Source organism: Halomonas binhaiensis, from assembly GCF_008329985.2.
Taxonomy (GTDB): domain Bacteria; phylum Pseudomonadota; class Gammaproteobacteria; order Pseudomonadales; family Halomonadaceae; genus Halomonas; species Halomonas binhaiensis.
Genome location: NZ_CP038437.2, coordinates 2,963,922 through 2,983,088 on the forward strand (window position 1 = coordinate 2,963,922; position 19,167 = coordinate 2,983,088).

Here is a 19,167-nt window from a genome sequence, read left to right on the forward strand (position 1 = left end):
CACCACCACCCTATAGGGATATAGCTGCCATTAACGGGGCCTTCCCCGAAAATATAGTAGGATTCACAAGGCTTTCTGGGTTGCACCACATGTTTCTTTACCTCATGTGGCGCCTACAAGAAACCATGCGAAATCTGACAACAACTCAACCTACAAGCAAGGGGTATCTACATGGCAATTGGAGTCTGGATTAGCCTGATAACCTATTTCGCATTAATGATCGGAATTGGCGTCTACTCAGCCAAGCGCTCTACCTCGAACTCCGAGGAATACATGCTTGGTGGTCGCCAACTTCCCCCTGCCGTCGCCGCACTCTCCGCTGGTGCATCGGACATGTCAGGCTGGCTGCTTCTGGGCCTTCCTGGGGCACTCTATCTATCCGGCCTGGTAGAAGCATGGATAGGAATTGGCCTTTTTATCGGCGCCTTCATCAACTGGATTGTCGTGGCGCCACGACTGCGAGAGCAGACAGAACGCTATGACAACGCCCTGACAGTGCCACAATTCCTGGCCAACCGCTTCCCGACCCGGGCCACGGCATTGCGCACGGTCTCCGCCATCATCATTGTGGTGTTCTTCGCCGTCTACACGGCCTCTGGCCTGGTCGCTGGCGGCAAACTTTTCCATAGCGCCTTTGGTGAACTGATCAACTTCGGCGGCATCAGCGATTACTCAATAGGTGTCTGGCTGACTCTGGGTATCGTTCTTGCCTATACCGTCATGGGCGGCTTCCTCGCAGTATCACTCACCGACTTTGTGCAAGGCTGCATCATGATGCTGGCACTAGTGATCATGCCTGCGGTGGTGTTGTTTGGAGAAGGCGGAGGGGGTTTCACTCAAGCTTCAGAGACACTCGCCTCGGTTGATCCCAATTTCTTGTCTCTATTCCAGGGACTGACATTAATTGGCTTCATTTCAACCGTGGCATGGGGATTGGGCTACTTTGGTCAGCCGCATATCATCGTGCGCTTCATGGCCATTCGCTCAGTCAAGGATGTTCCCACCGCCCGCAATATCGGCATGGGCTGGATGGCAATTTCACTCGCCGGTGCAGTAGCTCTTGGTGTCTTCGGACGAGCCTACGTTGAGCGCAATGGTCTGGTTCTGGACGATGCAGAAACTCTGTTCATTGTCCTTTCCAATCTGCTGTTCCACCCTCTGGTCACCGGCTTCCTGTATGCCGCATTGCTAGCCGCGGTCATGTCGACGATCTCGAGCCAGCTTCTGGTGGCATCTTCATCGCTGACCGAAGACTTCTACCGCTTGTTCCTCAACAAGAAAGCCGATGACAAGACGCTGGTTCTGGTTGGACGCATCTGTGTTCTCGCCGTAGGTATCATTGCCGCGATCATCGCCGGCGATCCCAACAGCCAAGTGTTGGGCCTGGTGTCCAATGCCTGGGCTGGATTCGGAGCGGCATTCGGCCCGCTTATCATTCTGTCCCTGACATGGAACAGGATGTCAGGCACCGGTGCTCTGGCTGGTCTGGTAACCGGTGCAGCCACCGTCATGATCTGGATTGCTCTAGGCTGGAACTCCAGCTTCTTCGGCCTGCCGGGCATCTATGAAATCGTACCAGGATTCATTCTGTCCTGGATCGCTATCGTTGTGGTGAGCAAGGCCACTGCCACCGATACAGAGTTCCGCCCGATAACATAACCATCGGCCTTGCATGAAAGACGCCTGCCACAACCTTGTGGCAGGCGTCTTAGTCTGTAGATCAGGTTTACATCATCCAGGAACGCATGAGCAGCATCAGTGTAAACAGAACGAGCACGACGGGATACCAGGGAAGCTGGCCAGCCATCAGCCACCACCCCGGAACACCGCTGTAGTGCAGTGGAAGTGCCAATCCCCCACCTACCGCCCACACTCCCAGAATGATCAATGGCAGACGCAGGATCAGCGGCAGGCCACTGATCAGCCATGGCTGCAACAACAGCCATATCGCCAGTAGCACTGATATCCCCAGCATTACCGCAGCCCAGACCACAGGCAACGGGCTCAAGCCAATCAGCCACTCCTTTCTTCGTCCCATCATCCCTCGCTCCTGTCAGGCTCCAGACATCCGCCTTTACAGAGCCCGTGCAATGCACTGCCGGGCATTACTCATAGTGAAGACGATTTCTGCAAATCCAGCGACTTCTGTGAAGTGCACCGCCATAAACACACGCAGATAAATCCACCCCAGCACGCTTCTCTATCTTTCTCTTTCGCACAAAAAGTGAGTTTCAGGCAAACGGATCACTTTTCGCGCACACATTAATACACGCTAGATTACAAAATGTGCCATTTCTGGCAAGCATCACAGAATATCCCTAGAAATCACAGATTTTCCGATAAAATATCGTTACAAATGTTTTGGAAACAGTGTTCTTGTTGCCGTAACGATCCGAAGGCGTCCGCATCGCGATACGACCTTCTGGATGATCTGGAGATATCTAATGAAAACCGCACGCCTGATAGCATCCGCTGCTCTACTCACCACCACTGCCTTTGCTGCCCAGTCCGCCCTGGCCTACCAGGCAGGCGACATCTATGGCCGTCTCAGCTTCGAGAAGCAGGACTCTCAACATAGCAGCATCAGGGCTGACCCCTGGACACTTGGTGTCAGCAACGCTACTGGATTTGGCTATGCTGCTGGTTACCTGTTCCATGACAAATTTGGCGTGGAACTGAATGGTAGCCAGACAATGAAACATGAAATGAGCCATATCGGAGTATTCAAGCGCACCCCCATCAACCTGATGCTCAATTATTATCCCTTGGGTGGTATCGCTCATACACGTATCAACCCTTACCTTGGCTTAGGCGTCAACTATTCCGACTTCAGCACTGAAAGCAGTTTCGATGGTCACATTGACGACACGTGGGGGGTTGCGGTTCAAGCGGGAATGGAACTCAGCCTGACCGATAACATTCTGGTAGGCGCGTATGCTCGTTACGCCGAAGCTGACGCAGACCTGAAGGTCGATGGCTATCACAAAGGCAAGCTGGAACTTGACCCGGTATCGGTTGGTGCTGGCCTGACCTATCGCTTCTAATCTATCGTCTCTAACCTGTCTTTCTTGCTAATCAGCGGGCTCCATTTGCCCGCTGCTTTAGCCATATCAACGAAATATCTTCCTCACCGGGGGCAGATTGGCACTCTGACGCCACTATCACCTCTGGTGGGAGCATCCTTTCCGTTTCGTGAAATCCTCATAGATGCCAGTCACTTATATCAAGCTTTTCTTGTCGGCCTCACTCATACGACTAAAGTTCGATAGGTATAATTAAAAACATAACATTCAAACGATAGTTTTTTTTAACAAGACATTTGGAAACACTGTTTCCTATAATCTGCATCATCCTGAGGTCATCGCTCTTTTCAGCCACGCGACCTCTCAGATAAAAGGAGACAGACCATGAAAACTTCACGTCTGATGGGAACCGCTGCCCTGCTGGCCATCACCGCTTTCGGCGCACAGTCCGCCTTCGCTTGGCAGGCTGGCGACATCTATGTCCGCGGCGGCTACGAGAAGAGTGACTCATCTTCCAGCAATGCCGCCGACTATGGCGAGAAGATGGACGTCAATGATGACGGCGGTTTCGCCTATGGTCTCGGTTACCTGTTCCACGACAACATCGGTGTAGAACTCAATGGTTCCCAGACTACCAAGCATGAACTGGGCAACCTGGGTGGCTTCGAGCGCACCCCGATCAACCTGATGGTCAACTACTATCCGCTCGGCGGCCATGCCGCTCGCGTTAACCCCTACGTTGGTGCCGGTGTCAACTACACCACCTTCGACGTGGATAACGGTTTCGATGCCAGCATTGACGACTCTTGGGGCCTGGCGGCTCAAGCCGGTGTAGACCTGAGCGTCACTGAAAATGTTCTGGTTGGTGCCTGGGCTCGTTATGCTGATGTCGATGCCGACATGAAGATCGACGGCAACAACGCCGGCGACCTGGATCTTGATCCGGTGAGCGTTGGTGCTGGTGTCACTTACCGCTTCTAATCGGTAGGCATCTGACAGTTCATTTTGAACTGGCTCTAGAAACGGCGCCTGACTTCGGTCAGGCGCCGTTTTTTTATTCCGCATTCTCCTACGAGGATGAATTAGCTCTAACCCATTCTTTTCAAAGAGGTAAGTCAAGGAAAAAAGATGTAACAAGCTTCCATCCATTGATCTGTGTCAATTCAGCATAGCGCACCGGCAAATACACTACGCCCTCTTGCAGGAAGCGCCCTCGCTGGAGTTACCAGTCATCTGTTCATGGAGGTTTTCATGCGCCATCCCTTGGCATCATCAATATTGCTCACCGCCCTTACCAGCTCTGCCCTTATCAGCACCCAGGCTTTAGCTACCGACCTGTCTTACGGTCAAGGTGACTTCTATGCTCGCATGGGGGTCGCCAAGGTGGTACCGGAGTCCGACAATGGCAATCTGGCCGGTGGCTCCCTGAGCGCTGACGTCGATTCCGACAGCGGCTTTGCCTTTACTCTGGGATATCGCTTTACCGACAAGCTTGGCATTGAACTTCTTGGGGCCCAGGAATTCGATCACAACATCAACTTGAAGGGCGCTGACGGCTCTTCCATCAATGCCAGTACCAGTGAGCTACCTCCCACTCTATTCCTGCAGTACTACCCCATGGGTGGAATGCAGTCACGCATCCAGCCTTATGTCGGTATCGGCGTGAACTACACCGCCTTCTCCGATGAGAAGATCAGCGTCGACGGTGCCGATCTCGAACTGGATGATTCCTGGGGCGCTGCTGGCCAGGTGGGCCTTGACCTGGTCATCAATGAGCATTGGGCTGTCAACGCCTCTGCTACCTACGCAGACATCGACAGCGATGTCTCCCTCAATGGCGACGACATTGGCAGCGTAGACATAGATCCGTGGGTCATCATGTCTGGTGTTTCATTCCGCTTCTAAGCCAGACGCTATATGCAATGAGCCCGCCTGATCAGGCGGGCTCATTGCTTTCAGCCGAAAGGTCTTGTCTGCTCGAACATTTCAGCGAGGACTGTGGCGAGATAGACCCAGTTGCTTCAGGGTTACATCATCCAACCCCTCTACAACATCGACCCGAGCCAATGCAGCATGATAATCGGGGCTGAGGAAATCACGCCCGGCCAGAAGGTGCTCCAGATATTCCCGGGCAGGCTTGAGCGTGTCTGCCAAGCGGTTCTGGGTACCGATATACACCCATGCTTCAATCACACCTTCTGAGGTATGGATGGGTAACAGCTCCCGATCATATTCGTGAGGATAGCCCTCGAATGGGTCCATATCATGAATCTGCTGCGGATGTGACAGCTCGAACAGGGCACCTTCGACACACTCTCCCAGTACAGAGACCACATTGGCATGGGCAATACCAGGCACCTTTGAGGCCTTGTTGAAACGCAGGCCATAATCCCTGAGCATGCCTGCCAGGACACGTTGCGTATCACCGATACGGGCAGACACCCTGGCTTCGTTCATGTTGCTGCCATAGGCAAAGTACCAGGACATTTCAGCTCCTTAGCTCTCGCTGATGATGCGATCGATATCCTCGACGACCTTCTTCATCAGCAGACGGTCTTTGGCTCTTACGCCTTCCTGAACAAGATAGGCCTCCACTGCCGGCGCCACCTCACACTTGGCAGGCAACTGAGATTCATTGTCGATCAGGACCTCAAGACGAGCGATGAACACGAATCTCAACCATTGGGCCAGCGACATGGTGTCAATGCAGAATGGTTGTTGGCTGTTGAAGGCCTCAGGTGCGGGTTCATCCATGCGCCACAAGTCGGTGGCTTTCATGGTGGCTTCCAGATCTCGCAGCGCTCCGGCAAGCTGAGCGTGGACATTGACTTCGTCGGACATAATGCCTCCGCTTAAAATGAAGGGGACTCGACAGGTGCTTCAGGCAGGACCTTGCGCAGGAAGTCCCGCGTACGAGGATCCTTGGGCGCGCGAAACAGCTCAGACGGAGGCCCCTGTTCAACAATACGCCCACCTTCCATGAACACCACGCGATCGGCGACGTCCCGGGCAAAACTCATCTCATGTGTCACAACCAACATGGTCTGACGCTCTTCTGCCAGTTGCTTCATCAATGACAGTACCTCATCGACCCACTCAGGATCGAGGGATGAGGTAGGCTCATCAAATAGAATCACCTCAGCTTGAGCCGCCATGGCACGCCCAATACCCACCCGCTGCTGCTGGCCTCCTGATAAGGAAGCTGGATAGGCATTGGCCTTGTCCTTCAAACCTATGCGGTCAAGAATCTGGCGAGCACGCTCGTGAGCCTTGGCCACAGGCCACCGGTTAACCACAATCAGCCCTTCTGCAATGTTTTCCAACGCCGTCTTGTTGGCAAACAATGCATAGTTCTGGAATACAAAGGCGGTGTGCCGACGTATCTCCAGAATCTGTCGGCGAGTCGCCCGAGTAACGTCGACAGACAGGTCACCAATGGTGAGTTGCCCACCATCAGGCTGTTCAAGAAAGTTGAGGCAGCGCAGCAAGGTCGACTTGCCCGTTCCCGATGGGCCAATGATGACGATGATTTCACCCTGCTGAATTTCCAGGTCAATGCCATCGAGCACCACGCTGTCGGCGAAACGCTTGACCAGTTTATCTACCTTGATCATCGGCGATAGGCCTCATTGAGTCGTGACTCCAGACGACGCTGCACCCAGGCCAACAGCTCAACGACTGCCCAGTAGAGCACAGCGGCAGTGATGAAGGCTTCGAAGTAATTGAAGCTGGAGGCCGCCTCTTTCTGTGTTGCCCCCATCAGTTCCGTCACCCCCAAGGCAAATGCCAGGGAAGTGGCCTTGATCATGTCGATGAAATAATTCATCAACGTGGGTACTGCGATTCGAGTTGCCTGAGGCAGCACGATGCGGCGCATCAGTTGGCCATTGGTCATGCCGATGGATAGCGCGGCTTCGGTCTGACTGCGGTCTACACCGACAATAGCAGCTCGAATCGACTCAGCCATATAAGCGGAGAAATGCAACGTCAGACCGATGATAGCGGCGGTGATGGCACTGATCTCTGTCGCATCCTCCAGCCACATGGGCAAGATGGTGGTATGCCCCAGAATAGTGACGCTGACACCGGCCATATCTGCTATCAGCTTGGGAAAACCGTAATAGAAAAGAAACAGCTGCACCAGCAGCGGAGTACCACGAAAGAACGAGATGAACAGCTTGGTCAGGCCGTTCAGGATCGGTAATCGCAGCACCCGGATGACAGCCAGGCAGCAGGAAAGCATCAGAGCCATTACCATCCCGGCGGCAGCCATGCCCAATGTCAAAGGCAGGTAACTCACCAGGATGGGGAATAGCCCCAGCATGTAGTCGACGTTGAGAATGCTCATCGCAGAGTCAATTGAAAGTCAGGGAGTGGTGATGTCAGCGTCAAACCAGCGCTGGGATATCTCGCTCAAAGTACCATCCTCGCGCAGGGTTCCGAGTGCGCTGTTGACCTGGTCGCGCAGCTCGGCATCTTTCTGGCGGAATGGCAACGCATTGCGAATCTCGGAGAATGGGCTACCCGCAAGCTGCAGCGGGAGAGATTTTTCCTTGATCACCTGCGTGGCGCTGACGCGATCCATGACAAAGGCATCCACGCGCCCCAGGGCGGTGTCTTGCTCGATATTGCTGTCATAGGTACGAATGTCGATCTCGCCAGCGTAGGGCAGCTCGTTCAACAGCTGTTCGTAGTTGGAACCAAGGTTGACGGCAACCTTCTTGCCCTTCAGGTCATCGACCCCCTGGATGTCGTCATTACCCTTCTTCACCACCACCTGGGCGCCGTCGTACACATAAGGATCGGTGAACAGGTATTTTTGCTCACGCTCCTCGGTAATGGTGATCTGATTGGCAATCGTGTCGACACGGCCAGACTCGAGCATACCGAACAGGCCGGAGAAACTGGCAGTGACGAATTCCACATCAACCCCCATTTCTTCGCCCACAGCTTCCATCACATCGACTTCAAAGCCTTTCAGCTTGTCCTGCTCCACGAAAGTGAATGGGAAGTAGCCTCCGGACATACCCACCTTGAGGGTATCATCGGCGGCCTGAGCGTTGACTGCCAGACTGATAACGCCGGTAGCCAGAATCGAAACGGTCAGATGACGAAGCATGGGTGACTCCTCGTTTCTGCAGGATTATTAAGGCAACGGGGATAACGCAGCCCTGCAAGTATGGATAGACTCTGCGTTTATTGGAATAAAAGCCGCGCATTATATTCCATACTGACGCTCGACACAGTGGAAAATCCACGTTTTTCTTCATGATCTTTGCTGTTTCACATAACTGTCCTGGGTTCATCAGCAAATGTTCACAGATACCCTGAACGTCCTTGTGGATAACCATTGAACATCCTCGCTCAACCCAGAGAATACGGCGCCTGCAGGGAACTGTTCAAAATTTGATCAGGCAGGTGCGCGATGCAACAGAATTTTTCCTTCGCACCAGGCTGACACTTACCGTTTGGCAAGGTAGAGTGCACGCTTCCTGATGGGAGGGGCCATGCAACAGATTCACAGCCTTCACGACTTCTTCGTTCTGAGCGGAGCCGATGTACGCCTGTACCACATGGGGCGGCGCATCTCTCCTTGCGCGCTCGATACGTTATCCGACTTCGAGAAAGGCGAACTCGCTTGGCCTGCCCCATGGCAAGGACAGGCACGCCTGGCCATGCTCTTCCGTCTTGGTGACATGAAGGATCCGCTCATCTGGTTTCTGGCCCTGCCCCTGGACGAACAAGGCCATCTGGAACCTGCTCTACGTGATGCTTTTCTCGAGCGTCTGCTAGACACTCTTGGCCGTAATGCAGCAGCCGTGGCAGCTGGGAATGCCGGCGATGTGGATAATCTGATGAAGGACAATCCCCTGGCCTTCACCCCATCACTCACATTTCAGGCAATGCTCCACGCTCACGCAAGCCATGATCTGGACCTGCCAGCCAGCGAGCACCTGGAACCGGTAGAAGCCTTTTTCACTGGCCAGGGTAGCCAGGACTGGCGCGCGCTAGGACTCCAGGGGTTGGCAGATTATGTTGTCCGCCTGGAAGCCGAAACACGCGACGCTCTGATCGCTCGACTACCGAAACTACACAACAATGCCCTAGTCTCCCTGTGTTACTGTCTAGAGCATGCACATATCGATAACGAGCTGGCCGAAGCCATTCGTCAACGTGGCGAACAACAGGCAAGGCAAGGAGACATCGAAGGCTTTTGTGCCTGCATCCGCGCCATCGGCAATGCAGGCACAGCAGCCTGCAACTGGTTTGATGCCCTGCTCGCCGACGCGCATGCCTGTGGCCCCGATGCCTTGGTCGCCATGGCAGCCCGAGGCTGGGTGCACCTTGAAGATGGAGAGCGCCTCCCCCTCTATCTGGAACGGGTCGCTCAATGCGAGCAAGCGGACTTTCTCGCTGTGGCTCGGGACCTGGCGATGATTCCGCGTCTGCGCCTTCCCGTGCTAATGACATTACGACAGGCCGGCCAGGATTCGATCATCGGCCAGCGGCTGCGACAAGTCAGAAACCAGCAGTGACACCACTGGTCCGCACTATTATGTGGTTTACAGCGATATGGTTTACAGCTACGTGATATACGGCCATCTGATTCGCAGCGACTTGGTCCACAATAACATTTGATCCTTTGGTCAATGACTGTGACAACAGCGATGAGAGGTACATCTGTGACTCGAGAGAAAGCCATGCAGGGTTTACCTCACAGAGCCAAGGCTATCGTAGGCCGCCGTGAGATGATCGTATTGCCGGACATGCACATGCACTTGTGCGCCAAGATTGACACTGGTGCGCGTACATCTGCCATGCATGCGGAAGATATAGAGGCCTTCGAGGAAGAAGAGGTCCTCTGGGTGAGCTTTGTCACGCGCACCGGTGGAAATCACACACCTGCTCACAGCTTCCGTATGCATGTGCATGATCGCCGTCGAGTGACGAGTTCCAACGGTCAGTCAGAATGGCGCTATATCATTCGCACCCGCATGCAGTTGGGCGAACTCGTCTACCCTATCGAGCTGTCTTTGACCAATCGCAGCAACATGCGACACCCCTTGCTGCTTGGGCGTAGAGCCCTACGCCATCTGCTGGTTGCTCCCGGAGAGACTTTCCTGCACGGCGAACCCTAACGCATTCCTCCACCGCCACTCTGGAGACAGGCCTATGCATATTGCATTGTTGTCACGTAATCGAAATCTGTACTCGACCCGCCGCCTGTTGGAAGCAGCCGAGCAACGGGGGCATACAGCTCGGGTGGTGGACACCCTGCGCTGCTACATGAGCATCACTTCACACAGCCCTTCGATTCACTACAAGGGGCAGGAGCTGGAGCCTTTTGATGCCGTGATTCCCCGTATCGGTGCCTCCATCACCTTCTATGGCTGCGCAGTTCTGCGCCAGTTCGAGATGATGAATATTCCGGTGCTCAACGACAGCGTTGGCATCACTCGTTCCCGAGACAAGCTACGCTCGTTGCAGCTGTTGTCACGCAAGGGTATCGGCCTACCTGTCACTGGCTTCGCACACTCTCCGGACGATATTCCCGACCTGATCACCATGGTGCGAGGCGCGCCACTAGTGATCAAGCTGCTGGAAGGCACCCAGGGCATAGGCGTGGTACTGGCGGAAACCAACCAGGCAGCTGAATCCGTGATCCAGGCTTTCATGGGAATGAAAGCCAACATCATGGTTCAGGAATTTATCAAGGAAGCCAAGGGCGCCGACATCCGCTGTCTTGTCATCGGTGACAAAGTCGTCGCATCAATGAAGCGCCAGGCTGCCGAGGGAGAGTTTCGCTCCAATCTGCATCGCGGAGGTAGTGCCAGCGTCATCCGTATCACTCCCGAAGAACGCTCGACCGCAATTCGTGCTGCCAAGGCCATGGGCTTGCGTGTCGCTGGCGTAGACTTGCTGCGCTCGAATCATGGCCCCGTGGTGATGGAGGTCAACTCCTCGCCGGGACTGCATGGTATCGAAACAGCTACCGGGAAGGATATTGCCGGCATGATCATCGAAGACCTGGAAAAGGCCGCTGCCAGTCGCCCTTCCCGCCCCCCGAGCAAGCCTAAAGGTTAATATCCGCTGCGACAGGGATGGGCATGGAAGGCCATTATCACCCTCCTTTCTTTCCCTGTCGCAAGGTCGATACCAGAAATCATAAATATTTGTCACTTTGGGGGTGGCAAATATTTCATTAGCACCCCACAATCTGCGTCACCGGAGGAGGTGACGCGCATGTTTCTCGACAATCGCCAAGTGGCGATGGACAGCCTGCTGGAGGCTCTGGCTGACAGCATTGATTATTTCCAGGACAACCTCGAGCGCCTGCGGCCATCGCTGCGCGATGCGCTGGAGCCGCATTACGAGGCACGTCAAAAGGCCATGGGCAAGCTGCAGACCCTGGCACGTCGTTATCTGGACCTGCTGCCTCGCGATGCCGATGTCGAACGTGATGACTACATGTGGCTATGGAGTCGCTTGAAGAGCTTTGTCGGTAACGACTCCGTGGTACTGATCAACGAACTGCTCGAGCAGGAACGCGGCTTGATGCAGGCGCTGTCTACGATCTTTACCCACCCTCTGCCCAGCTCAATCGAGCCGGTTATCGAGGAATTGTGGAAGGGTTGCCGAGCGCTAATTCGCGAGCTCTATGACCTGCAGCAGAAAACAGCGCCAAAGAAATCTTCCACTCGCCCCAAGCAGAAGAAAGCTGTTGCTCGTCGTGCCGGTGGAAGGCGTCGCTGACGGTCAATCAGAGCCTCATCGTTCACTGCACGACTTCATCAGGCACGACACCGGAGTGGGTATCTCGCTCCGGTTCATCCAAGTCATGCCCCTGATACTTTCCCTGACCTTGAGTTCCCCGCCCTTGAGACGGTGCCTGAGGCGAAGCCAGCACAGTTGGTAACGTCACAGCCTCAGCCTTGTCGCCATCAATGTCAGCCGCACCTGCGTTCTTATCAAGATGATTCGGTGCTAGCTCTACAGGCGGTGCAAACTGCAACGGTTCCAGTGGCCCCAGAAAACGTGGAGTCCTGGCCCATATATACAGGTCCCCTACTGTCGCGACACGCGCAGCCGCTTCGCGCAGCTTCAGCCACCAGACTCCCAGGCTTGGCGTCTCTTCGGCGGCACAGCCGTATGCCTCCAGGCCCAGCGCATTGGCAATGAACAGCGCACGAGGCAGATGCCAGGACTGGGTGATCAAGGCGGCTTTCTCGACCAGAAATACATCCCGTGCCCGGGCCAGGGTGTCGAAGGTACTGAAACCGGCATAATCGAGGGTCATATCCACCTCGCGCACCCCGCGACCTCGCAGATCACGCCACATGGTGGCCGGCTCATTGTAGTAGAGAGTAGCATTATCACCTGATACCAGAAGGTGCTCTATCTTACCGTCCCTGAGCAATTCCGCTGCAGCTTCCATACGGCCTTCAAAGTGAGGATTGCGTTCGCCGCTACGGGTCCAGTGAGAGGTTCCGAAGACAATACCAACCTTTCCGCTCGGACAGGATGTTACGGGATAGATGCGCTCCCGGGTGCTGAACAACACCCAGGCATTGGCACCAAGGAAGACCAGAGTAGACAAAAGAGCAAGACCGCCGAAACACATCAGCAGGCGACGGAACAGCGTCATTAGCGACTTGCGCATCAGGCTCCCACTCAAGGCAGTGATATCGAAACGATGGAGACCAGAATCTTGCCTTGAAGGCCCGATCGAAAAGTCAGCAAGCCACGAGACCAATGGGCCTTTATCGTCACAAGCAAAGACTTTTCGCCTCTTCGCAGTACGTGTCTGACTCGTACATAACTGGCTCGCACATGTCCAACTTGCTTATGCCAAACGAGAAGACACCGAACTAGAACATGCCTAGCTCCAGCTTGGCCTCATCGGACATCATCTCACGACTCCAAGGCGGATCGAAGACGATTTCAGTATGCACTCGTGATATCTGCGGCGCACCAAGGATCTTGTTACGCGCATCAGCAGCGATCACATCACCCATGCCGCAACCAGGGGCGGTAAGTGTCATGCGAATCGTCACGATACGCTCACCACTGAGCAGACGCTCGATACGACAACCGTACACCAGGCCGAGATCCACGATATTGACCGGTATCTCGGGATCAAAGCAAGTGCGTAGCTGATCCCACACAAACGCCTCGATCTGTTCTTCACTGGCACCCTCTGGAAGCGTTGGACGCGGCAGCGCCTCCAACCCAATCGCATCAAGATTGCTACCTTCAATCAGGTACAGGCGCCCCTCGAAAGCCACGCTGACACTACTGCCCTTGGCCTGCATCACGGTGACGATGCAGTCCTCATCCAGCATCACAGTCTTGCCGAAAGGAATCGAGATGACCTCGACGTCGCGCTGCAGGGGCAATTGCTGCCCCTTGCTCAACTTGCCATCGATATTGGGGATCCGTTCATTGTCGCTCATAGAAGCCCTTATTCATGCCGGCTTTCCGCCAGGCAACTTCAATTCGTTTCAGCGCAACATCCCGATGACGCGTTGCAGTGCCTCAACAAAGATATCCACTTCCTCGGGAGTGTTGTAGGCAGCAAAGGAAGCTCGACAGGTTGCCTCAACACCGAAACGATGCAGCAGCGGCTGAGCACAGTGATGCCCAGTACGAATCGCCACTCCCAGTTGATCGATCAACAGCCCAATATCCTGGCTATGCGCCCCTTCGACCACAAAGGACAGTACACCGGCCTTATCCGGGGACGTCCCCAGGATGCGCAACCCCTCTATGTTGCTGACACCTTCCGTTGCATGTTCAAGCAGCCGCTCTTCCCAGGCGGAAATATGCTTCAGGCCAATCTCGTGGATCCATCGAATCGCACACCCCAGTGCAATCACCTCGGCAACAGCGGGAGTCCCTGCTTCAAACTTGTGAGGGATGGCTGCAAAGGTCGTCGGTACGTCGAAGGATACTGTCGCGATCATTTCACCGCCGCCCTGCCAAGGAGGCATGGCCTCGAGCAGATCCGCCCGGCCATAAAGCACGCCGACACCGGTAGGACCATAGACCTTATGCCCTGAGAAGGCATAAAAGTCCGCCCCAATGGCCTGGACATCAATCTCCAGATGCGGTGCAGCCTGAGCACCATCAATCAGGATCAAGGCCCCGTGTTCATGGGCCAGACGCGCCATTTCCTGCACAGGATTGATGGTTCCCAGCGCATTGGAGACATGGTTCACCGCTACTAGCCTGGTACGCTCTCCAAGCAGGTCGCGATAGGCATCCATGTCGAGCACACCACGCTCATCCACGGGGATGACCTTGATGATGAAGCCACGCTCTGCCGCCAGCAGCTGCCAGGGCACGATGTTGGAGTGATGCTCGAGATTCGAGATCAGCACCTCATCACCTGGTCCCAGGTTGGCACGCCCCCAGCTCTGGGCCACCAGATTCAGGGCCTCGGTAGTCCCGCGGGTAAAGATGATTTCCCGGGTTTCAGCCGCATTGAGAAAGTCGCGCACGATTTCCCGAGAGCCTTCATAGGCTGCTGTCGCCTCATCAGCCAGGGTATGCAAGCCACGATGGATATTGGCATTGATACGGCGATAGTAGTCGTCGAAAGCCTCGATAACCGCCAGAGGCGTCTGGCTGGTTGCAGCATTGTCCAGATATACCAGTGGCTTGCCATGGACTTCTCTTTCCAGAATCGGGAAATCCTGGCGTACACGGGCCACATCCAACAACAGATCGCTGAAATTGGCCATTGCTTATTCCTCGCCTCCACTCTCATGCAAGGCCACGGCAGCTTCCACCAGCCCAGCCAGATTGAACCGCTCAGGCAGCTTGCCAGCCACTGTCAGTTCCACTCGCTCGGCAATGGCATCCAGTTCCACCTGCTCCATGACCTCACCGGCAAATGCCAGAGTCAGCAAGCCACGAGCGGTCGCTTCATCAAGGCCACGGGAACGCAAGGCGAAGACCGCCCCCTCGTCAAGCTGGCCTGTCGTGGCACCATGCGAGCACTTGACATCATCTGCATAGATTTCCAACTCTGGCTTGGTATCGATCTCGGCCCGATCGGAGAGCAACAGGTTGGCATTACTCTGGTCGGCTTCGATCTTCTGGCTATCGCGCTTGACGATGACCTTGCCGTTGAACACACCATGAGCCCTATCATCGAGAATGCCTTTGTAGTTCTCATGGGAATAGGTGTACGGCGCGTTATGGTTGGCCAGAGTATGATTGTCCACGTGCTGGCGACCATTGCCGTAGAACAGACCATTGAAGGTCACCTCAGCACCCTGACCATTGAGATCGCTGACCAGGTCGTTGCGAACGAGTCCACCACCCAGTGTCAGGTTGAACGAGGTAAACTTGGCATCACGCCCCTGCTCTACGTGGATACTGGCCACGTGCAGATCCTGCTCCGGCGACTCCACCAGCTTGTAATGCGTCAGGATGGCACCCCGATCTAGGATGACTTCCTCCACCAGATTGGTGAAGTTGGCCGCGCCAGCCTCCCCGACATGATGCTCGATCAACGTTGCCTGTGAACGTCCCGCCGCCTCGATCAGGATACGCGGATGGCTCATCACCGCGGCATCGCCGTTACGCGACAGAAACTGCAGCAGAATCGGCTTGTCCACTACGGTCCCGGGCGCGATGCGCACCAATGCACCTTCCTCGAAGAAGGCGGTGTTAAGCGCTGAAAATGGTGAGAACTCAACACCTGTCAGGCGACCCAGAGGCCCACCGACAGCTTCATGGTTCTCGTTCAGCGCCTGGGACAGCGGCTTGACCTGTACGCTATCGGGCAACCCCGCCAGATCCGACAGGGCGCTGGAAAAGACCCCATCGACAAACGTCAGGCGATAGGCACTGATCGGTAGCGTCAGCGCCGCAGCAGACGATGGAGAAAACTCGGCATCAGCCGCCAGCTGGAAGTCACCCTGGGCAATGGCGCGTACATCGGTGTACTTCCAGGCTTCAACACGGCGGTTGGGAAAGCCCAGCGCTTCGAAACGAGCCGCCCCGGCCTGGCGGCGAGCCGCCATCCAGCTGGGCTCCTGCCCACGGCCGGCATTGCGCTCATTCAGGCGGTCAAGAAATCCTTGCACACCACTCATGCCGCCGGCTCCTCTACGACCCAGTCGTAGCCACGGGACTCAAGCTCATGCGCCAGATCAGCATCACCACTCTTGACGATGCGTCCATCAACCAGGACATGCACATGATCCGGCACAATGTAGTCGAGCAGGCGCTGGTAATGTGTCACCAGCAGGATGGCGCGCTCTTCACCACGCAGGGAGTTGACGCCTTCCGCCACTACTTTCAAGGCATCAATGTCGAGACCGGAGTCAATCTCGTCGAGCATCGCAAGCTTGGGCTGCAGCACCAGCATCTGCAGAATTTCATTGCGCTTCTTCTCACCGCCGGAGAAGCCTTCGTTGACCGCTCGCTGCAGGAAGCTGGTATCCATCTTCATGAATGCCACCTTCTCCTTGATCAGCTTCATGAACTCCGGCGCAGGAATCTCGCCTTCACCACGAGCCTCTCGCTGAGCATTCAGAGCAGCCTTGAGCAGGTAGATGTTCTTCACACCCGGGATCTCGACCGGATACTGGAAGCCCAGCAGCAAGCCCGCCTGGGCGCGCTCTTCGACTTCCATCTCCAATACGTCTCGACCCTCGAAGGTGATGGTGCCAGAAGTCACTTCATAGCCTTCCTTGCCGGCAATGACAGACGACAGCGTCGACTTGCCAGCACCATTGGGACCCATGATGGCGTGAACTTCACCGGGGTTGATGGTCAGAGTGAGACCCTTGAGGATCTCGGAACCCTCAACCTTGACGTGCAGATCCTTGACTTCGAGCATCTTACTTACCTTTGTTTCGTGTCGGGCGAGCCGGCGGTCGGCCCAGCATTGCATTCTTTTCTGTGGCGCCTTGAGCTATGTCTTATTGAACAAAGTCTTGCTCAGGCTTTGTACCGTGACGTCGAGCCACGGTGGGCCATCAACCGACGGCACCCTCCAGGGTCACGTTCAGCAGCGCTTCAGCTTCAACGGCAAATTCCATGGGCAGTTCCTGGAACACATCCTTGCAGAAGCCATTGACGATCATGTTCACCGCGTCTTCCTCGGAAATGCCTCGGCTCTGCAAATAGAACAACTGGTCATCCCCGATCTTGGAGGTCGTGGCCTCATGCTCGATGGTGGCGGTGCTGTTGCCAATTTCCTGGTACGGGAAAGTGTGGGCACCACAGGTGTCACCAATCAGCAGAGAGTCGCATTGAGTGAAGTTGCGCGCGCCCTTGGCGCGTGAGCCCACCTTGACCAGGCCACGATAGGACTGGTTCGAGCGACCGGCGGAAATCCCCTTGGAGACGATGGTGGAACGAGAGCCCTCGCCAAGATGAATCATCTTGGTACCAGTGTCCGCCTGCTGACGCCCATTGGTCACCGCCACGGAGTAGAACTCACCGATGCTGTCCTTGCCGCGCAGCACACAGGACGGATACTTCCAGGTGATGGCAGAGCCGGTTTCCACCTGAGTCCAGCTGATATGGGAGCGATCACCACGGCAGTCACCGCGCTTGGTCACAAAGTTATAGATACCGCCCTTGCCATCTTCGTCACCGGGATACCAGTTCTGTACGGTGGAGTACTTGATCTTGGCATCTTCCAGGGCGACCAGTTCCACCACTGCTGCATGCAACTGATTTTCATCGCGCATCGGCGCCGTACAGCCCTCCAGGTAGGAAACCTGGGCTTGCTTCTCACACACGATCAAGGTGCGCTCGAACTGGCCTGTATTGGCTGCATTTATGCGGAAATAAGTGGAGAGCTCCATTGGACAAGTCACGCCCTCAGGTACGAAGACAAAGGAGCCATCAGTGAACACTGCAGAGTTGAGTGCGGCGAAATAGTTATCACCGACGGGTACCACAGTGCCCAGATACTGCTTGACCAGCTCAGGGTAGTCGCGGATTGCCTCGGAGATGGAGCAAAAGATCACCCCGGCCTCATGCAGCTTGTCCTTGAATGTCGTGGCAACGGAAACGGAATCGAACACCGCATCCACAGCCACCCCAGCCAGGGCTGCACGCTCATGCAAAGGAATGCCGAGCTTTTCGTAGGTTTCCAGCAGCTTAGGGTCAACCTCGTCGAGACTCTGGGGGCCATCTTCCGGGCGCTTCGGCGCACTGTAGTAGGAAATCGCCTGGTAATCGATCGGTGGATAATCCAGGTGGGCCCAGGAGGGTGGCGTCATCTTCAGCCACTGACGATAAGCTTCCAGGCGCCACTCCAGCATCCACTCGGGCTCGCCCTTCTTCTGGGAAATGAAGGAGATCGTGCCCTCATCCAGGCCGGGTGGTACTGTTTCACTCTCGATGTCGGTCACGAATCCTTCTTTGTACTCGCGACGGACAAGTTGTTCCATTTCCTGACTTGCCATGATGCGTCCCCTCCCGGACTGTTGGGGCACCCCGGAGGGCATGCCCTGTCCAGGATGTTGATAACAAAGATGTTGCAAGGTCGGCGCCATTCATGATGGCCTGCGCACCCTGATTCGTTACGCCAAGGCTCAGGCCTCGGCAGCCAGCGTCACTGCTTGAATCGGCAGGCGAATCGGCAGCTTCAGGGGTGTCTTGTCAGCCAGATGCGCCAAGGTGACACTGTCCAGCAGTTCACGAATGGCCACGGATACTCGCTGCCAGTTGTCCGACACACCACACGACGCCACAAGCTCGCAGTCACCGTCTGCATGACTGCATTCGGTCACGGCCACCGGACCTTCAATGGCCGCAATGATATCGCTGGCAGTAATCTGTGAAGCAGGACGGGCCAGGCTATATCCCCCTTGAACACCACGCCGAGACACCAGCAGTCCTGCCTTGACCAGCATCTTCAGCGTCTTGCTGACAGTGGGATGAGGCAATAGCACCTCTTCAGCCAATTCAGTGGCGGCATGCGCCTGATCGGGATGGCGCGCAATCTGCGCCATTACTACAGCTGCATAGTCCGTCATCCGAGAAAGCTTGAGCATGCCCATCCCCCGGGACCCAGGTCCCATCCTGAGACGGCTCGTCCATGGCAATCCGCTCAGGTCTGCTGAAAGAGATCCAGCGGAGAGAAATGCCAGGCAAGAAACCGTCTCGCTTC

21 protein-coding genes are annotated in these 19,167 nt (G+C 55.5%); 8 read left to right on the plus strand and 13 right to left on the minus strand.

Annotated features, from left to right (window positions below):
- The first annotated feature begins 171 nt into the window (after window positions 1–171).
- Window positions 172–1,659, plus strand: a complete 1,488-nt coding sequence (putP, locus tag E4T21_RS13040) for a sodium/proline symporter PutP (RefSeq protein ID WP_149285482.1) — start codon at window positions 172–174, stop codon at window positions 1,657–1,659.
- A gap of 67 nt (window positions 1,660–1,726) precedes the next feature.
- On the opposite strand, the gene E4T21_RS13045 is transcribed toward putP, so the two are convergent.
- Window positions 1,727–2,041, minus strand: coding sequence for a hypothetical protein (locus E4T21_RS13045; RefSeq protein WP_149285483.1), 315 nt, complete (start codon window positions 2,039–2,041; stop codon window positions 1,727–1,729).
- A 403-nt stretch (window positions 2,042–2,444) separates the two neighbouring features.
- On the opposite strand from E4T21_RS13045, the gene E4T21_RS13050 reads away from it, so the two are divergent.
- The 3 genes from E4T21_RS13050 to E4T21_RS13060 all read left to right on the plus strand — a co-directional run bounded on the left by E4T21_RS13050 (window position 2,445) and on the right by E4T21_RS13060 (window position 4,928).
- Entirely contained in the window at window positions 2,445–3,044 is a 600-nt protein-coding gene (locus E4T21_RS13050) for an OmpW/AlkL family protein (RefSeq protein WP_149285484.1), read from the plus strand.
- 363 nt (window positions 3,045–3,407) lie between these two features.
- The gene (locus tag E4T21_RS13055) at window positions 3,408–4,004 is read left to right on the plus strand and encodes an OmpW/AlkL family protein (protein WP_149285485.1); all 597 of its coding nucleotides are present in this window, start codon (window positions 3,408–3,410) and stop codon (window positions 4,002–4,004) included.
- Window positions 4,005–4,274: 270 nt separating this feature from the next.
- The gene (locus tag E4T21_RS13060; protein WP_149285486.1) at window positions 4,275–4,928 is read left to right on the plus strand and encodes an OmpW/AlkL family protein; all 654 of its coding nucleotides are present in this window, start codon (window positions 4,275–4,277) and stop codon (window positions 4,926–4,928) included.
- A gap of 81 nt (window positions 4,929–5,009) precedes the next feature.
- Here the strand turns inward: E4T21_RS13060 and E4T21_RS13065 are convergent, their stop codons facing one another.
- Genes E4T21_RS13065 through E4T21_RS13085 form a run of 5 tightly spaced genes read right to left on the minus strand, consistent with a single transcriptional unit; the run spans window position 5,010 to window position 8,142 of the window.
- Window positions 5,010–5,510, minus strand: coding sequence for a gamma-glutamylcyclotransferase family protein (locus E4T21_RS13065; RefSeq protein ID WP_149285487.1), 501 nt, complete (start codon window positions 5,508–5,510; stop codon window positions 5,010–5,012).
- A 9-nt stretch (window positions 5,511–5,519) separates the two neighbouring features.
- Window positions 5,520–5,864 (minus strand): YqcC family protein, encoded by a 345-nt coding sequence (locus tag E4T21_RS13070; RefSeq protein ID WP_149285488.1) that lies wholly within the window; start codon window positions 5,862–5,864, stop codon window positions 5,520–5,522.
- An 11-nt stretch (window positions 5,865–5,875) separates the two neighbouring features.
- Window positions 5,876–6,637: an amino acid ABC transporter ATP-binding protein gene (locus E4T21_RS13075; protein WP_149285489.1), complete on the minus strand. Its 762-nt coding sequence runs from the start codon at window positions 6,635–6,637 to the stop codon at window positions 5,876–5,878.
- Complete coding sequence (locus tag E4T21_RS13080; RefSeq protein WP_149285490.1) at window positions 6,634–7,371, minus strand: amino acid ABC transporter permease; 738 nt, start codon at window positions 7,369–7,371, stop codon at window positions 6,634–6,636. Before E4T21_RS13080 ends, E4T21_RS13075 begins: the two co-directional genes overlap by 4 nt.
- 18 nt (window positions 7,372–7,389) lie before the next feature.
- On the minus strand, window positions 7,390–8,142 hold the full coding sequence (locus tag E4T21_RS13085; RefSeq protein ID WP_149285491.1) for an amino acid ABC transporter substrate-binding protein: 753 nt from the start codon (window positions 8,140–8,142) through the stop codon (window positions 7,390–7,392).
- 388 nt (window positions 8,143–8,530) lie between these two features.
- On the opposite strand from E4T21_RS13085, the gene E4T21_RS13090 reads away from it, so the two are divergent.
- The 4 genes from E4T21_RS13090 (at window position 8,531) to E4T21_RS13105 (ending at window position 11,777) form a co-directional block, all read left to right on the plus strand.
- On the plus strand, window positions 8,531–9,559 hold the full coding sequence (locus tag E4T21_RS13090) for a DUF3549 family protein (protein WP_149285492.1): 1,029 nt from the start codon (window positions 8,531–8,533) through the stop codon (window positions 9,557–9,559).
- Between the two features lie 165 nt (window positions 9,560–9,724).
- Complete coding sequence (locus tag E4T21_RS13095) at window positions 9,725–10,162, plus strand: ATP-dependent zinc protease family protein (RefSeq protein ID WP_149285493.1); 438 nt, start codon at window positions 9,725–9,727, stop codon at window positions 10,160–10,162.
- A 34-nt stretch (window positions 10,163–10,196) separates the two neighbouring features.
- On the plus strand, window positions 10,197–11,108 hold the full coding sequence (rimK, locus tag E4T21_RS13100) for a 30S ribosomal protein S6--L-glutamate ligase (protein WP_149285494.1): 912 nt from the start codon (window positions 10,197–10,199) through the stop codon (window positions 11,106–11,108).
- 159 nt (window positions 11,109–11,267) lie between these two features.
- Window positions 11,268–11,777, plus strand: coding sequence for a hypothetical protein (locus E4T21_RS13105; protein WP_240349134.1), 510 nt, complete (start codon window positions 11,268–11,270; stop codon window positions 11,775–11,777).
- A 22-nt stretch (window positions 11,778–11,799) separates the two neighbouring features.
- Here the strand turns inward: E4T21_RS13105 and E4T21_RS13110 are convergent, their stop codons facing one another.
- From E4T21_RS13110 to E4T21_RS13140, 7 genes are all read right to left on the minus strand, one after another.
- A complete protein-coding gene (locus E4T21_RS13110; RefSeq protein WP_240349135.1) occupies window positions 11,800–12,684 on the minus strand; it encodes a SanA/YdcF family protein in 885 nt (294 codons plus the stop codon).
- A gap of 208 nt (window positions 12,685–12,892) precedes the next feature.
- Entirely contained in the window at window positions 12,893–13,477 is a 585-nt protein-coding gene (sufT, locus tag E4T21_RS13115; protein ID WP_149285495.1) for a putative Fe-S cluster assembly protein SufT, read from the minus strand.
- A 48-nt stretch (window positions 13,478–13,525) separates the two neighbouring features.
- Complete coding sequence (locus E4T21_RS13120) at window positions 13,526–14,767, minus strand: cysteine desulfurase (RefSeq protein ID WP_149285496.1); 1,242 nt, start codon at window positions 14,765–14,767, stop codon at window positions 13,526–13,528.
- Window positions 14,768–14,770: 3 nt separating this feature from the next.
- On the minus strand, window positions 14,771–16,129 hold the full coding sequence (gene sufD, locus E4T21_RS13125) for a Fe-S cluster assembly protein SufD (protein ID WP_149285497.1): 1,359 nt from the start codon (window positions 16,127–16,129) through the stop codon (window positions 14,771–14,773).
- Window positions 16,126–16,878: a Fe-S cluster assembly ATPase SufC gene (sufC, locus tag E4T21_RS13130; RefSeq protein WP_149285498.1), complete on the minus strand. Its 753-nt coding sequence runs from the start codon at window positions 16,876–16,878 to the stop codon at window positions 16,126–16,128. The genes sufD and sufC overlap by 4 nt, the downstream gene beginning before the upstream one ends.
- Window positions 16,879–17,017: 139 nt before the next feature.
- Window positions 17,018–18,460 (minus strand): Fe-S cluster assembly protein SufB, encoded by a 1,443-nt coding sequence (gene sufB / locus E4T21_RS13135; RefSeq protein WP_149285499.1) that lies wholly within the window; start codon window positions 18,458–18,460, stop codon window positions 17,018–17,020.
- Between the two features lie 129 nt (window positions 18,461–18,589).
- Complete coding sequence (locus E4T21_RS13140) at window positions 18,590–19,051, minus strand: SUF system Fe-S cluster assembly regulator (RefSeq protein ID WP_149285500.1); 462 nt, start codon at window positions 19,049–19,051, stop codon at window positions 18,590–18,592.
- Between the last annotated feature and the right edge of the window lie 116 nt (window positions 19,052–19,167).